The organism is Streptomyces sp. R302 (assembly GCF_012927245.1).
Taxonomy (GTDB): domain Bacteria; phylum Actinomycetota; class Actinomycetes; order Streptomycetales; family Streptomycetaceae; genus Streptomyces.
The window spans coordinates 247,782-261,341 of sequence record NZ_JABBGE010000008.1 but is presented as its reverse complement, the minus strand read 5'-3'; the positions used below and the strand labels follow the sequence as shown (position 1 = coordinate 261,341).

Genomic DNA, 13,560 nt, shown 5'->3' with positions numbered 1-13,560 from the left:
GCCTCTTTCTGGTGGAGCGGTGGACGCCTGGACAACAAGTCCGGGCTCAGGGGGGTGGTCTGGGGGCCCGTCAGGCGGTGCGGCCGCGGCGGGCGAGGAGCCGTACGACCCCGTCGCCGAGGAGCTGGACGATCGTGACGATCGCGACCAGGACGACGACGGTGACGAGCATGAAGGTGGTGTCGAAGCGCTGGTAGCCGTAGGTGACGGCCTTGGAGCCGAGGCCTTCGCCGCCGACCGCGCCGGCCATCGCGGAGTAGCCGATGAGCACGATGACGGTGGTGGTGACGGCGGCGACCAGCGAGGGCAGGGCCTGCGGGAGCAGCACCTTGCGGACGATGGTCGGGATGCCGCCGCCCATGGACTGGACGGCTTCGACGAGCCCGTGGTCGACCTCGCGGATCGCGGTCTCGACGAGGCGCGCGAAGAAGGGGATGGCGCCGATGGCGAGCGGCACGATCATCGCGGTGGGGCCGATGAAGGTGCCGACGACGAAGGTCGTGAAGGGGATCAGGGCGATCAGCAGGATGATGAACGGCAGCGAGCGGCCGATGTTCACGATCGCACCGACGACCTTGTTGACGGGCCGGTTCTGCAGCAGGCCGCCCTTGTCGGTGAGGACGAGGAGGATGCCGAGCGGGAGGCCGCCGACGATGGTGACGACGGTGGCCCACAGGACCATGTAGAGGGTGTCGACCGTGCCCTGTTCGAGCAGGGGGCGCATCTCTTCCCAGGTCACTTGGCACTCTCCTTCGCGAGCACGTGCGGCTGCTGTGCGGGGACGGCGGGGGCGGCCGGGCCGGTCTCGTCCTGCGGGTCGTCGACGGGCTCGACCTGGAGGCCCTGCTCGCGCAGGAAGCCGATCGGGACGACGTTCTCCTCGTACCGTCCGGGCAGTTCGATCCGCATCCGGCCGATCTGCTTCCCGCCGACGGTGTCCATCGCGGCTCCGAGGATGGAGATGTCGATGTTGTACGTGCGGGAGAGCTGCGAGATGACCGGCTGGGTGGCGGCCTCCCCGTGGAAGGTGACGTCGACGACGGTGCGGTCGGCGCCGGTGGCCTGGCCGCTGACCGGGAACAGCTCGGCGGCCAGCTCGGAGCCGGGGGTGGCGAGGAGTTCGGCGACCGTGCCGGACTCGACGATCCGGCCCTTCCGCATGAGGGCGGCGGAGTCGCAGATGGTCTTGACGACGTCCATCTCGTGCGTGATGAGCAGGACGGTGAGGCCGAGCTGGCGGTTGAGGTCGCGCAGGAGCTGGAGGATCGAGCGGGTGGTCTCCGGGTCGAGGGCGCTGGTGGCCTCGTCGGAGAGGAGGACCTTGGGCTCGCCGGCGAGGGCGCGGGCGATGCCGACGCGCTGCTTCTGGCCGCCGGAGAGCTGGCCCGGGTAGTTCTTGGCCTTGTCGGCGAGGCCGACGAGGTCGAGGAGTTCGAGGGCCCGGCGGGAGCGCTCGGCGCCGGGGACGCCGAGGATCTCCAGGGGGAGCTCGATATTGTCCTTGACGGTGCGCGAGGACAGCAGGTTGAAGTGCTGGAAGACCATGCCGATGCTGCTGCGCGCCCGGCGGAGGTCCTTGCCGGCGCGGCGGCCCTTGCCGGCGAGGGCGGTGAGGTCGACGCCGTCGACGGTCACCGTGCCGGAGGTGGGGCGCTCCAGGAGGTTGACGCAGCGGATGAGGGAGGACTTGCCGGCGCCGCTCTGGCCGATCACGCCGAAGACCTCGCCCTCGCGGACGTGGAGGTCGACGCCGTCCAGGGCGGTGACCTGGCGGCCACGTGACTCGTAGACCTTGGTCAGGCCCGAAGTGGTGATCACAGGGGTTTCCGTCACTGTCGAGTGCGCGACGCGTGGGTCCGCCGTGCACGGGGCATTCGTCATTTCGGACAGTCAGGCGCACGGGGGGCCGCTCCGGCGGGTGGCCGGGGGCGGTGTGCGCGGGGCGGGCACGTCCGTCGCCGGTGGGCGGGCGGATCGGCTCGGCCGTCGGGTCTCGCTTCGGGGCGCGAGGCTCAGGCGGGGGCCCTCAGATGGCGCACATTCGACACATACGACGAGCACCGGGCGTCGTGTTCGCCTCGGTCGCAAGGATGCGGCTGCTCGTCGTGGTCATGGCTGAAGTAAAGCATGCGCAGGTGCGAACGGAAGTCCGGTGTCCGTATATCGGACAGCCTTGAGACGTGGGGCGGACGGCTCCGGCGGGCCGCCGGGCCCTGTGCGGGCTGCGCGGGAGCCGGTCCGGGCGGGCCGTCCGCCGGAGCCGGATGTGGCCAAGGCCACGGTCCCTCCGCGGGTCCTGCCACGGGGCCCGGCGGGCCTCGGCGGGGCCGAGCGCATCGGGCCATTCGGCCCGTAATACCCTCGGGCGCATGCTTGACGCCCTCACGGTCGCGGTCTCGGTGGCCGCGCTCGCCCTCGCCGCCTGGTGCGGCTTCGCCGCCTACCGGGACCAGCCCACCAAGGACTGGCACTTCATCGGCATGGCCGTGGTGACCTTCCTGGTCCTGGTCCAGCTGATCGTCGGCATCGTGCAGCTGGTCCGCGGCGAGACGGCCGAGGAGGGGACGGTCATCTTCGTCTCCTATCTGCTCGGCGCCCTGTGCGCGGTGCCGATCGCCGGGTTCATGTCGCTGGCGGAGCGGAGCCGCTGGGGCTCGGCGACGGTGGCGGCGGGCGCGGTCGTGCTCGCCGTCCTGGAAGTGCGTCTCTTCGACATCTGGACGGTGGGCTGACCATGGCGGAGACGGTGGAGACGGCACAGGACGCGAAGCCGGGGCGGACCCGGCTCGTCCGGGGCCCGGGCATGCTGCTCGTCTGGCTGTACGGCGTGATGTCGGTGGGCGCGGTCTCGCGCTCGATCTACCAGGTGTCGACCGAGTTCGACCGGGCCCCGCTGGCGTACACGCTGTCGGCGGTGGCGGCGGTCGTGTACGTCTTCATCACGTACACGCTTGTGCGGGGCGGGGAGACGGCCCGCAGGGCGGCGCTGGTGTGCTGCGCCGCCGAGCTCGCGGGCGTGCTGGTGGTGGGGACGTGGACGCTGCTCGACCCGTCCGCCTTCCCGGACGCGACGGTCTGGTCGGACTTCGGGTACGGCTACGTCTTCATCCCGGTGCTGCTGCCGCTGACGGGCATCTGGTGGCTCAGGCGGTCGCGTACCGCCTGAGCCGTGTCAGGCGGCCTTCTCCAGGGTGACGAGGGTGAGCCGGGGGCCGACCTCGCGGGCGCCGACCTGGGCGTAGCCCCGGGCGCGGTAGAGGCGGAGGTTGCCCTCGCTGCGGTGGCCGGTGAAGAGCTGGAAGCGCTTGGGCGCGGTGTCCGCCCCGGCGACGTGGCGCTCGATGGCGTCGAGGAGCCGGCCGCCGATGCCGTGGCGGCGCAGGCGCGGGTGGACGATGAGCTTGGCGATGTGGACGGTGCCGTCCTCGTCGGTGCGGGCGCGGACGGAGGCGACGACCTCGTCGCCGAGCCGGGCCACCAGGGCGTGGCCCTCGGCCAGCTCGGCGCGGACGGCGTCGAGCGGCTGGGTGAGCGGCTCGATGGACCAGTCGCCGTACAGCTCGGCCTCGCTCTGGTAGCAGAGGTACTGGAGCTTCAGGATCTGCTCCGCGTCGTCCGCGGCCGCCGCCGAGATGGTCACACTCAGGCCCATGTGCGCATGCCTCCCGCTCATCTGATCACCGATCGGTCCCCCGCACCCTTCCCCGTCGACCGGATGCGGGAACCTCTGCCGCGAGCATTCTGCGCAGGCATCCCAGGCAGCGGGAACGCATCGGCCCCAGGCTGCCTTGTGAGATACCCAACGTTCCTGCGATTTCCCGGTAGGTGGGGTCCGCGGGGTCGAGCATCGCGTGCAGGAGGCGGGGGCAGCGGCCGGGCGTCCGGGTGACGGCGGCGCGCAGGGTGCGGCGGCGTTCGGCGGTGAGGGCGGAGCCCTCGGGGTCCGGGGCCTCGTGGCGGGCGTCGGGCGGCGCGTCGCCGTGGTACGGGCGCTCCCGGCCGGTGGTGCGGCGGGCCAGGCGGGCCTCGGCGCGGACGGCCCGGCGGAGCCAGTCGGCGGGGCGCTCGGGGGCGTCGTCGGCGCTGAGCCGTTCCAGGAGGCGGAGCCAGACGGCCTGTTCGAGGTCGGCGGGGTCGATGCCGGCGGCCGCGGCCTCGGCGCGCGACTCGGCGGCGAGGAGCGGGGTGAGGGTGGCGAGGAGGGTCTCCGGGGAGGTCATGCCCGCCACGATGCGGCGGCGCGGGGGCGCGGTTGCGCCCCGGCGGGGGAACCACCCGGTCGGCGTACGGCACCGGCCGGGTGGCCGCCCGGGTCAGCGGGTGCGGAAGTCCTCGGCGGCGAGCAGGGCGGTGTCCGCGTTGTCGGAGAAGATGCCGTCGATGCCGGTCTCGAAGTACCGCCGCAGGGCGCCGAAGGCGTCGCCGTACGCGGCCGGGTCGGTGCCCTTGCGGAAGTCGGCCGGCAGGAAGGTGTTCTCGTTGCGCTGGGTGTACGGGTGGAGGATCAGGCCCTCGGCGTGGGCGTCGCGCACCAGGGTGGTGGGGGTGGTGAGCCGGCCCGTGGCGTCCTTGGGGATCACCAGGTCGAGGGTGGGGCCGATGCCCTGGGCGTACGAGGCGATCCAGCGCAGTCCGGCCGGGGTGACGAGGTCGGCGACGGTGCGCGGGTCGCCGGACTCGACGAAGTCCCAGGGGCGGGTGTGCGCGCCGGAGAGCAGCACCACCAGCGGGGAGTCGACCAGCTTCGCCAGGCGCTGGATGCTGCCGGGCTCGAAGGACTGCAGGAAGACGGCGGAGTCCGCGCGGTGGCGGCCGTGGCGGCGGAGCAGCTTCGCCAGGCGCTCCTCCAGGCCGAGGCCGATAGAGCGGAAGTAGGTGGGGTGCTTGGTCTCGACGTGGAGCCAGATCTCGCGGCCCCGGCGGCGGCCCTCCTCGTCGGCCCAGCGCAGGACCTCCTCGAAGGTCGGGACGGTCCAGCGGCCGTCGTAGAGGGTGTTCTCCTGGCGGGTGCCGGGGATGCGCTCCTGGGCGCGGAGGGTCTTCAGCTCGGCGAGGGTGAAGTCCTCGGTGAACCAGCCGGTGTACGCGACGCCGTCGACCGACTTCGTGGTCTTCCGCGAGGCGAACTCGGGGTGGTCGGCGACGTCGGTGGTGCCGGTGATGTCGTTCTCGTGGCGGCAGACCAGGTGCCCGTCCTTGGTGGGGACGAGGTCCTGTTCGATGACGTGGGCGCCGAGGTCCAGGGCGTGCCGGTAGGAGCCGAGGGTGTGCTCGGGGCGGTAGCCGCTGGCGCCCCGGTGGGCGATGACGGTGGGGACGGGGAGCGAGCGGTAGCCGCGCCCGCTGCCGTGGCCCTGACCGTGGCCCCGGCCGTGCGGGCGGCCGGTCCCGGCGGCCTGCGCGGTGCCCGCGCCGGCGGCGAGACCGGCGGAGACGCCGAATGCGGCGGCGCCGGCCGCTCCGAGTACCGTGCGGCGGGCCGGGGTCCGGGGTGCGCCCTGGGTCATGGAGGTCCTCCTGTGTGATGTCCCGCACCTGTCGTCGGGTGGACCCGACGGTAGGCACCGTGCCCCTACGGGCGGCAGACCCGGGCGGAACTTGGCGGAAACACGCGTCAACACCGTGTATCCGTTCGGTGAACCCGATGTGCGCACGGCGGTGACCCGCGAGTATCGTCGCGTGCTGCACCGTCGGCTCCCCGGAGCCGCCCGCCCGACACCGGAGGAACCGTTGTCCCGTCACGCGATCGTCAAGGCCACCCTCGGTCCGATCCTGCGTCTGATGTTCCGCCCCCGTGTCGAGGGCGCCGAGAACGTCCCCGGGACCGGGCCGGTGATCCTCGCGGGCAACCACCTCACCTTCATCGACTCGATGATCATGCCGATCTGCCTGGACCGCCAGGTCTTCTTCATCGGCAAGGACGAGTACGTGACGGGCAAGGGGATCAAGGGCCGGCTGATGGCCTGGTTCTTCACCAGCGTCGGCATGATCCCGGTGGACCGGGACGGCGGCCGGGGCGGTGTCGCGGCGCTGATGACGGGCCGCAGGGTCCTGGAGGAGGGCAAGGTCTTCTCGATCTACCCGGAGGGCACCCGCTCCCCCGACGGCCGCCTGTACCGGGGCCGTACGGGAGTGGCGCGGCTGGCGCTGATGACCGGCGCGCCGGTGATCCCCTTCGCGATGATCGGCACGGACCGGGCGCAGCCGGGCGGCGCGGGCTTCCCGCGGCCGGTGCAGGTGACGGTCCGCTTCGGCGAGCCGCTGGAGTTCTCCCGCTACGAGGGCATGGACCGCGACCGGTACGTGCTGCGCGCGGTGACGGACTCGGTGATGGCGGAGGTCATGCGGCTGTCGGGCCAGGAGTACGTGGACATGTACGCCACGAAGGCGAAGGAGGCCGCGTAGCGGTCGGCCGTCGTACGCGACGAGGGCGCCCCCGGAATCGTTCCGGGGGCGCCCTCGTGCGCGTCGTGCATGTCGTGCGTGTCGTGCGTCGGGCGGGGTGCGTCAGTGCTCGACGGCGCCGTCCGCGAGCTTCTGGTCCCTGAGGAGGAACCAGGCGGCGACGGCGGTGGCGAGGAGGACGGCCGCGCCGACGCCGGCGGCGATCCGCAGGCCGTCGACGAAGGCCTCCTGGGCGGCCGAGACGAGGGCGCCGGCCCGGTCGGGGGCGAGGGCCGAGGACGCCTCGACGGCGCCGCCGAGCGAGTCGTGGGCGGCCGCGGCGACGTCCGAGGGGATGCCTGCCGGGGTGGTGAAGCCCCGGTAGACGCCGGTGACGATGGAGCCGAGGACGGCGATGCCGAGGGCGGCGCCGAGCTCGTACGCGGTCTCGGAGACGGCGGACGCGGCGCCGGCCTGCTCCTTGGGGACGCTGGAGAGGATCACGTCGGCGGTGACGGTGAAGGCGAGGCCCGCGCCGACGCCGACGACGAGGAGGCTCGCGCCGAGGACCGGGTAGCCGGTGGTCTGCCCGATGGCGGTCAGGACCGCGAGGGCGAGGCCGATGGCGGCGAGGCCGCCGGCGACGACCGAGCGGACCGAGAAGCGGCGGGCGAACCGGCCGGCGAGCAGACCGGCGGTCACCGAGCCGATCGCGGCGGGCAGTTCGGCGAGGCCGGCCTCCAGCGGGGAGCGGCCCTGGACCAGCTGGAAGAACTGGGACAGGAAGAACACCAGGCCGGCGAGGCCGAGGATGGTCAGCAGGTCGGCGAGGACGGCGCCGGAGAAACCGCGGTTGCGGAAGAGGCGCATGTCCAGGAGCGGGGCCGGCAGGGTGAGCTGGCGGCGGACGAACCCGGCGAGGCCGCCGGCGCCGACGAGCGTGGCGACGGCGACGTCGAGGGTGGGGCCGTGCGAGGCCAGTTCCTTGACGGCGTAGACGACGCCGATCATGCCGACGAGGGAGAGGCCGACGCTGGGCAGGTCCCACGGGCCCGGGTTCGGGTTCTTCGACTCGGGGATGAGCTTGACGCCGATGACGACCAGGACGGCCATCACAGGCAGGTTGATGAGGAAGACCGAGCCCCACCAGAAGTGCTCCAGGAGGAAGCCTCCGACGACCGGGCCGACGGCGGCGCCGGCCGAGGCCATGGCGCCCCAGATGCCGATGGCGAGGCTGCGCTCGCGCGGGTCGTGGAAGAGGTTCCGGATGAGGGCCAGGGTGGACGGCATCAGGGTCGCGCCGGCGACGCCGAGGAGGGCGCGGGCGGCGATCATCATCTCGGGGCTGGTCGCGTAGGCGTTCAGGACCGAGACGGCGCCGAACGCGGCGGCGCCGACGAGGAGGAGCCTCTTGCGGCCGATGCGGTCGCCGAGGCTGCCCATGGAGACCAGCAGGCCGGCGATGACGAAGGAGTAGACGTCGCCGATCCAGAGCAGCTGGGTGCCGGTCGGCTTCAGGTCCTCGGAGAGGAAGGGGGTCGCCAGGCCGAGCACGGTGGCGTCCACGGCCACGAGCAGCACGGCCAGGACGAGCGCGGCGAGGGCGAGCCACCGGCCGGGACGGCGCACGCCCTCGGTATGGCTCTCCTCGTTGCCCTTGTCGTAGCGGACGGTTTCGGTGGTCACTTCTCCACGCTCCTGCGCGCTCCGCCGAGCAGCAGCTCGGCGATCATGTAAGAAAAGTCGTTGGCGGCGACCCGCCCGTCGGCGACGGCCCAGGCGCCCGAGCCGATCAGCCCGTAGAAGGCCTCGCAGAGCCAGGCGGGGCTGAGGTCGATCCGGAAGGTGCCCTCTTCCTGGCCGCGCCGGAAGAGGGCGACGAGGCGTGCGTCGAGCCGGGCCCAGCCCTCGTTCTGCCCGTCGCCCTCGAACAGCTGGTTCTCGGTGACGAGGAAGGCGAGCAGCGGGGCGGCGGGCTCGGAGGCGGCGACGAGCCGCCGGACGGCCTCGTCGGCCGCCCCCTCCTCGATCCGCGCCGCGTCGAGCGCGGCCTCCGCCTCCTCGATGCACATCTGCTCAAGCGCCCGCACCAGCGCGTCCCGCCCCGCGAAGTGCCGGTGCAGCGTGGCCCGCCCGATACCGGCGGCCCGGGCGACCTCGTCCATGGTGGCGGTCGCCTTCCGCGAGAGCAGGGCGGCGGCGGCACGGAGCACTTGGGTGCGGTCGACTGACATGAGACGACCATACACCAAGTGAGACATTCATGTCTCACTCAAGACGTACGCGGCTCCCCGCGCTCGGACGCGGAAACGCCGGAAGGCCCCACAAGGGGGCCTTCCGGTGAAGCGAACCGTCTCGACTGCCGGACTCGGCTACTTCTGCTTGGCGGTGGACCAGGCGTGCTGGATGACCAGGTCGGCCTTGAGTTCCACGAGCTGGGCGGCTACGGCGGAGGGGGCGGTGCCGCCGCGGCCGTCGCGGGAGGCGAGGGCGCCGGGGACGTCGAGGACGGTGCGGACCTCGGGGGTGAGGTGCTCCGAGATCTTGGCGAACTGCTCGTCCGTGAGCTCGTCCAGCTCCTTGCCCTCGGACTCGGCGACCTTCACGCACTCGCCGGCGACCTCGTGGGCGACGCGGAACGGGACGCCCTGCTTGACCAGCCATTCGGCGATGTCGGTGGCGAGGGAGAAGCCGGCCGGGGCCAGCTCCTCCATGCGCTCGCGGTTGACGGTGAGCGTGGCCATCATGCCCGTGAAGGCGGGGAGCAGGATCTCCAGCTGGTCGCAGGAGTCGAAGACCGGCTCCTTGTCCTCCTGGAGGTCGCGGTTGTAGGCGAGCGGCAGGGCCTTGAGGGTGGCCATCAGACCGGAAAGGTTGCCGATGAGGCGGCCGGACTTGCCGCGGGCCAGCTCGGCGATGTCCGGGTTCTTCTTCTGCGGCATGATCGACGAGCCGGTGGAGAAGGCGTCGTGGAGGGTGACGAAGGAGAACTCCTTCGTGTTCCAGATGATGATCTCCTCGGCGATCCGGGAGAGGTTCACCCCGATCATCGCGGTGATGAAGGCGAACTCGGCGACGAAGTCGCGGGAGGCCGTGCCGTCGATCGAGTTGCCCGCGCTGCCCCGCTCGAAGCCGAGGTCCTTCGCCACCGCCTCCGGGTCGAGGCCGAGGGAGGAGCCGGCGAGGGCGCCGGAGCCGTACGGGGAGACCGCCGTCCGGGTGTCCCACTGGCGCAGCCGCTCGGCGTCCCGGGAGAGGGACTGCACATGGGCGAGCACGTGGTGGGCGAAGAGCACCGGCTGGGCGTGCTGGAGGTGGGTCCGGCCGGGCATGGCGACGTCCGGGTGCGCCTCGGCGAGGCCGACGAGCGCGTCCTGGAGCTCGGCGATCAGCCCGCCGATGATCCGGGCGTGGTCGCGGAGGTACATCCGGAAGAGGGTGGCGACCTGGTCGTTCCGGGACCGGCCGGCGCGCAGCTTGCCGCCGAGCTCGGCGCCGAGGCGCTCCAGGAGGCCGCGCTCCAGGGCGGTGTGGACGTCCTCGTCGGCGATGGTGCCGACGAAGGAGCCGTCGGCGACGTCCGCCTCCAACCGATCCAGGCCGGCCAGCATGCGGGTCAGCTCGTCCTCGGTGAGCAGCCCGGCCTTGTGGAGCACGCGCGCGTGGGCCCGGGATCCGGCGATGTCGTAGGGCGCGAGGCGCCAGTCGAAGTGCACGGAGGCGGAGAGCTTCGCGAGGGCCTCGGCGGGACCGTCGGCGAAGCGCCCGCCCCAGAGCCGGACGTCACCGTTGTTGCTGCTCACTTCTGGTTGCTCCTCGCCTCGATGATCCGAAACCCTTGATGCATGAGTATGCAGAACTCCGCATGATTCGTCAATCAAGCGATCCGTCGCTTGACGAGCGAACGGCTGCCGGTCCCCACGCAGTGCCTCCGCGGGGGAGAACGGCTTCCGCACGGCAAGGACACGGCCTCGACGGTGGGCGCCGGGCGCGCGCCCGGCGCCCGGGAAAAGCACGGGCGCAGGTCCGCGGGCGGCGTCTAGCCTCCCCGCATGACACACGAGGCGGAATCGCGGAAGGCGGCGGTACGACGCCTGGAGCGGGGGCTTCCCCTGTACCGGGTGATGGACGTGACGCGGCCGAAGGCCTGGGCGGACCTGGACGAGGACGTGCGGCAAGCGGTCCGCCACGGCGCCCTCGCACCGTTCCACGGGTGGCTCACCGGGATCCACGGGCCCGGGTGGCGGGGGCTCCGGGACCGGGCCGCCGACCGGGTGCGGGAGGAGGCGCCCACGGAGGCACGACTCGCGCTCGCGCTGTGCGACCCGGACGGGCGGATCCGGCAGGCCGCGCTGTCGTGCGCGGCGGGGCGGCCCGAGGTACTGCCGCTGGTCGCGGTGCGGGCGGCGGACTGGGCGGCGCCGGTACGCGCGCGTGCGCTGCACCTGCTGCGGGAGGCGCTGCCGGGCGCCTCCGCCCGTACGCTCGCGGTCACCGCGCCGGTGATCCTGCGGCTCGACCGCCGGCTGCGGGGCGGCGCGGCGGCCGAACTCCTCGACGGGCTGCTGCGCGGCGGCGACCCCGCGCGGGTGAAGGCGCTGCTGTCCGACTGCCGCGACGGCCCGACCCGGCGCGCCGCGCTCTCCGTCGCCCTCGACCGCGGGCTGTACGACGGCCTCGGCCTCGCCCTGGTGGCCGCCGGGGACCACGACCCCGTGGTGCAGGAGCGGGCCGCGTCGGCCGCGGTCGCCGCCGACGAGCCGGACGCGACCGTGCCCGTCCTGCTCGGGGCCCGGTTCGGGCGGGTGCGGGCGGCCGGGGTCACCGCGCTGCGCGGGGCGGGCCGGCACGCGGAGGCGGAGCCGTACCTCTACGACCGTTCGGGGCGGACCCGGGCCTGCGCGCGGTGGGTGCTGCGGCAGGGCGGGGGCGATCCCCTGCTCGTGTACCGGACCGCCTGCGCCGGTCCCGACGTGCCGGTCCGGGCGCCGCTCGGGCTCGGCGAGTGCGGGGCGCGGAGCGTGGACGTGCCGCTGCTGCGGGAGTTGACGGGGCATCGGAACGGCCGGGTGCGGGCCTCGGCGGTCGCCGGGCTGCGGCTGCTCGACGCGGCGGAGCCCCGGCGGATGAAGGCGCTCCTCGACGACCCCGAGCCCGCCGTCGTACGGGAGGCGCGGCGGGCGCTGTGGTCCTGACGCGGGTCCTGTGGTCCTGACGCGGGTCCTGACGTGGTCCCTTCCCTGAGACGGCTCGTCACGGCGGGGGCCCACGGCGGAAGATGGACCCATGGGAAAAACGTATGATCGTATCGACGGGCGGCTCCGTGCCTTCATCGAGGAGCAGCCCCTCTACTTCGTCGCCACCGCGCCGCTCTCCGGGGACGGGCACGTCAACCTCTCGCCCAAGGGCCGCAAGGGGACCCTCGTCGTCCTCGACGAACTGACCCTCGCCTACGTCGACTTCGGCGGCAGCAGTGCCGAGACGCTCGCTCACCTCCGCGAGCCGGGCAACGGGCGGATCACCCTCATGTGGACGTCCTTCTCCGGTCCGCCGACCGTGGTGCGGGTGCACGGTGACGGGGAGGTCGTGCTGCGGGACGACCCGCGCTGGGGCGAGCTGTTCGGGCGGTTCCCCGAGGAGGCGGTGAAGGACCAGGTCAGCGCGCGGGCGATCGTCCTGGTGCACGCGCGGCGGGTCAGCGACTCCTGCGGGTTCGCGGTGCCGGTGATGGAGTACCGGGAGGAGCGCTCGCTGCACTCCGACTTCTTCAACCGGAAGACGGAGGAGGAGTTCAACACCTACTGCGAGGGCAAGGAGCACATCGCCACGAGCCTCGACGGACTGCCCGCCCTTCCGCTGCCGCTTCCGCCGCTCCCCCACTCGGGTCAGTAGCGTGGCCGGGGGTCGACGGGCCGCCTAGCGTCGCCGCCATGCGTACCCTTCTCGCCCTCGGCGCCGTGCTGTTCTCCCTCGCCTCCGCTCCGGCTCCCCCGGTGGCTCCGCTGCCCGCGCGGATGGCGGACACCGGCGGCGGGTCCCAGTTGATCACCGCCGTCGCCGCCGACACCGGGTCCACCACCGGGACCGTCACCTGGTGGGACCGGCGGGACGGGCGGTGGGTGCGGGCCGGATCGGCGCCGGCGCGGTTCGGCGCCAACGGGCTGGCCGAGGGGGCCACCCGGCGGCAGGGGACGGACACCACGCCGACGGGCCTGTACGACCTGCCGTACGCCTTCGGGATCCGGGCCGCACCGACCGGGACCCGCTACCGGTACGTACGGGCCACCGAGGACTCGTGGTGGTGCCAGGACAACGACTCGCGCGCGTACAACCGCTGGGTCGAGGGGCTGCCGGCGGACTGCCGGGCCGCGGAGGCCGAGCACCTCGTCGCGTACCGCACGCAGTACGCCCACGCGCTCGTCATCGGCTTCAACTACGCCCGCCCGGTGCGGATGCGCGGCGCCGGGATCTTCCTGCACGTGAACGGGAAGGGCGCGACGGCCGGCTGCGTCTCCGTCCCGGCGGACGCGATGCGGGCGATCCTCGCCTGGGCCGACCCCGGGCGGCGGCCGCACATCGCCGTCGGCACCCGGCGGGGTCCGACGGCGATCGTGCGGTACTGAGGCTCCCGGGCCGTGCTCAGTGGCCCTTCTGCGCCAGGCGCAGCAGGTGGTCGGCGAGGGCCTGGCCGCCGGTGGGGTCGCGGGAGATGAGGAGCAGGGTGTCGTCGCCCGCGATGGTGCCGAGGATGGCGTGGAGCTCGGCCTGGTCGATGGCCGACGCGAGGAACTGGGCAGCGCCCGGCGGGGTGCGCAGCACCACGAGGTTGGCGGACGCCTCGGCGGAGATGAGGAGTTCGCCGGAGAGGCGGCGCATCCGCTCCTCCTTGGCGGACTCGCCGAGCGGGGCCTGCGGGGTGCGGAAGCCGCCCTCGCTGGGGACCGCGTAGATCAGCTCGCCGCCGGTGTTGCGGATCTTCACCGCGCCGAGCTCGTCGAGGTCGCGGGAGAGCGTCGCCTGGGTGACGCTCAGCCCGTCGTCCGCGAGGAGCTTGGCGAGCTGGCTCTGCGACCGCACCGGCTGCCGGTTGAGGATGTCGACGATCCTGCGGTGGCGCGCGGTGCGGGTCTGCGGGACCGACGGCCCTCCGGGCTCGTTCCCCTGCACGTCGGTCAT

General features: G+C 73.1%; 15 protein-coding genes. 6 read left to right on the top strand and 9 right to left on the bottom strand.

The features are described 5' to 3' along the window. Window positions 1-70: 70 nt before the first annotated feature. The gene (locus HHL19_RS25370; RefSeq protein WP_031011893.1) at window positions 71-739 is read right to left on the bottom strand and encodes a methionine ABC transporter permease; all 669 of its coding nucleotides are present in this window, start codon (window positions 737-739) and stop codon (window positions 71-73) included. Beyond that, window positions 736-1,818 (bottom strand): ATP-binding cassette domain-containing protein, encoded by a 1,083-nt coding sequence (locus HHL19_RS25365; protein WP_169092654.1) that lies wholly within the window; start codon window positions 1,816-1,818, stop codon window positions 736-738. The genes HHL19_RS25370 and HHL19_RS25365 overlap by 4 nt, the downstream gene beginning before the upstream one ends. 551 nt (window positions 1,819-2,369) lie before the next feature. Between HHL19_RS25365 and HHL19_RS25360 the strand changes: the two genes are divergently transcribed. Then, entirely contained in the window at window positions 2,370-2,732 is a 363-nt protein-coding gene (locus tag HHL19_RS25360; protein WP_169092653.1) for a hypothetical protein, read from the top strand. Between the two features lie 2 nt (window positions 2,733-2,734). Beyond that, window positions 2,735-3,166, top strand: coding sequence for a hypothetical protein (locus tag HHL19_RS25355; RefSeq protein ID WP_169092652.1), 432 nt, complete (start codon window positions 2,735-2,737; stop codon window positions 3,164-3,166). 6 nt (window positions 3,167-3,172) lie between these two features. On the opposite strand, the gene HHL19_RS25350 is transcribed toward HHL19_RS25355, so the two are convergent. The 3 genes from HHL19_RS25350 to HHL19_RS25340 all read right to left on the bottom strand — a co-directional run bounded on the left by HHL19_RS25350 (window position 3,173) and on the right by HHL19_RS25340 (window position 5,507). Next, window positions 3,173-3,652, bottom strand: coding sequence for a GNAT family N-acetyltransferase (locus HHL19_RS25350; protein ID WP_169092651.1), 480 nt, complete (start codon window positions 3,650-3,652; stop codon window positions 3,173-3,175). A gap of 25 nt (window positions 3,653-3,677) precedes the next feature. Next, window positions 3,678-4,220 carry a sigma-70 family RNA polymerase sigma factor gene (locus HHL19_RS25345; protein WP_169092650.1) on the bottom strand — a complete coding sequence of 181 codons (543 nt, stop codon included), beginning with the start codon at window positions 4,218-4,220 and terminating at the stop codon, window positions 3,678-3,680. A 93-nt stretch (window positions 4,221-4,313) separates the two neighbouring features. Beyond that, complete coding sequence (locus tag HHL19_RS25340) at window positions 4,314-5,507, bottom strand: glycerophosphodiester phosphodiesterase (protein ID WP_169092649.1); 1,194 nt, start codon at window positions 5,505-5,507, stop codon at window positions 4,314-4,316. A gap of 223 nt (window positions 5,508-5,730) precedes the next feature. Between HHL19_RS25340 and HHL19_RS25335 the strand changes: the two genes are divergently transcribed. After that, window positions 5,731-6,405, top strand: coding sequence for a lysophospholipid acyltransferase family protein (locus tag HHL19_RS25335; RefSeq protein ID WP_169092648.1), 675 nt, complete (start codon window positions 5,731-5,733; stop codon window positions 6,403-6,405). A gap of 102 nt (window positions 6,406-6,507) precedes the next feature. On the opposite strand, the gene HHL19_RS25330 is transcribed toward HHL19_RS25335, so the two are convergent. The 3 genes from HHL19_RS25330 to argH all read right to left on the bottom strand — a co-directional run bounded on the left by HHL19_RS25330 (window position 6,508) and on the right by argH (window position 10,187). Next, on the bottom strand, window positions 6,508-8,070 hold the full coding sequence (locus HHL19_RS25330; protein ID WP_169092647.1) for an MFS transporter: 1,563 nt from the start codon (window positions 8,068-8,070) through the stop codon (window positions 6,508-6,510). Then, entirely contained in the window at window positions 8,067-8,618 is a 552-nt protein-coding gene (locus HHL19_RS25325; protein ID WP_169092646.1) for a TetR/AcrR family transcriptional regulator, read from the bottom strand. Before HHL19_RS25325 ends, HHL19_RS25330 begins: the two co-directional genes overlap by 4 nt. 138 nt (window positions 8,619-8,756) lie before the next feature. Further along, entirely contained in the window at window positions 8,757-10,187 is a 1,431-nt protein-coding gene (gene argH / locus HHL19_RS25320) for an argininosuccinate lyase (RefSeq protein WP_169092645.1), read from the bottom strand. A 249-nt stretch (window positions 10,188-10,436) separates the two neighbouring features. Between argH and HHL19_RS25315 the strand changes: the two genes are divergently transcribed. The 3 genes from HHL19_RS25315 to HHL19_RS25305 all read left to right on the top strand — a co-directional run bounded on the left by HHL19_RS25315 (window position 10,437) and on the right by HHL19_RS25305 (window position 13,007). Further along, complete coding sequence (locus HHL19_RS25315; RefSeq protein ID WP_169092644.1) at window positions 10,437-11,579, top strand: hypothetical protein; 1,143 nt, start codon at window positions 10,437-10,439, stop codon at window positions 11,577-11,579. 91 nt (window positions 11,580-11,670) lie between these two features. Then, on the top strand, window positions 11,671-12,276 hold the full coding sequence (locus HHL19_RS25310) for a pyridoxamine 5'-phosphate oxidase family protein (protein ID WP_169092643.1): 606 nt from the start codon (window positions 11,671-11,673) through the stop codon (window positions 12,274-12,276). Between the two features lie 38 nt (window positions 12,277-12,314). After that, complete coding sequence (locus tag HHL19_RS25305; RefSeq protein ID WP_169092642.1) at window positions 12,315-13,007, top strand: L,D-transpeptidase family protein; 693 nt, start codon at window positions 12,315-12,317, stop codon at window positions 13,005-13,007. A 16-nt stretch (window positions 13,008-13,023) separates the two neighbouring features. Here the strand turns inward: HHL19_RS25305 and HHL19_RS25300 are convergent, their stop codons facing one another. After that, a complete protein-coding gene (locus tag HHL19_RS25300; RefSeq protein ID WP_169092641.1) occupies window positions 13,024-13,560 on the bottom strand; it encodes an arginine repressor in 537 nt (178 codons plus the stop codon).

Bases quoted from the DNA above. Each gene is read 5' to 3' on its own strand.
- HHL19_RS25360 (WP_169092653.1), top strand. From the start codon at position 2,370: ATGCTTGACGCCCTCACGGTCGCGGTCTCGGTGGCCGCGCTCGCCCTC.
- HHL19_RS25355 (WP_169092652.1), top strand. From the start codon at position 2,735: ATGGCGGAGACGGTGGAGACGGCACAGGACGCGAAGCCGGGGCGGACC.
- HHL19_RS25350 (WP_169092651.1), bottom strand. From the start codon at position 3,652: ATGGGCCTGAGTGTGACCATCTCGGCGGCGGCCGCGGACGACGCGGAG.
- HHL19_RS25345 (WP_169092650.1), bottom strand. From the start codon at position 4,220: ATGACCTCCCCGGAGACCCTCCTCGCCACCCTCACCCCGCTCCTCGCC.
- HHL19_RS25340 (WP_169092649.1), bottom strand. From the start codon at position 5,507: ATGACCCAGGGCGCACCCCGGACCCCGGCCCGCCGCACGGTACTCGGA.
- HHL19_RS25325 (WP_169092646.1), bottom strand. From the start codon at position 8,618: ATGTCAGTCGACCGCACCCAAGTGCTCCGTGCCGCCGCCGCCCTGCTC.
- HHL19_RS25315 (WP_169092644.1), top strand. From the start codon at position 10,437: ATGACACACGAGGCGGAATCGCGGAAGGCGGCGGTACGACGCCTGGAG.
- HHL19_RS25310 (WP_169092643.1), top strand. From the start codon at position 11,671: ATGGGAAAAACGTATGATCGTATCGACGGGCGGCTCCGTGCCTTCATC.
- HHL19_RS25305 (WP_169092642.1), top strand. From the start codon at position 12,315: ATGCGTACCCTTCTCGCCCTCGGCGCCGTGCTGTTCTCCCTCGCCTCC.
- HHL19_RS25300 (WP_169092641.1), bottom strand. From the start codon at position 13,560: ATGACCGACGTGCAGGGGAACGAGCCCGGAGGGCCGTCGGTCCCGCAG.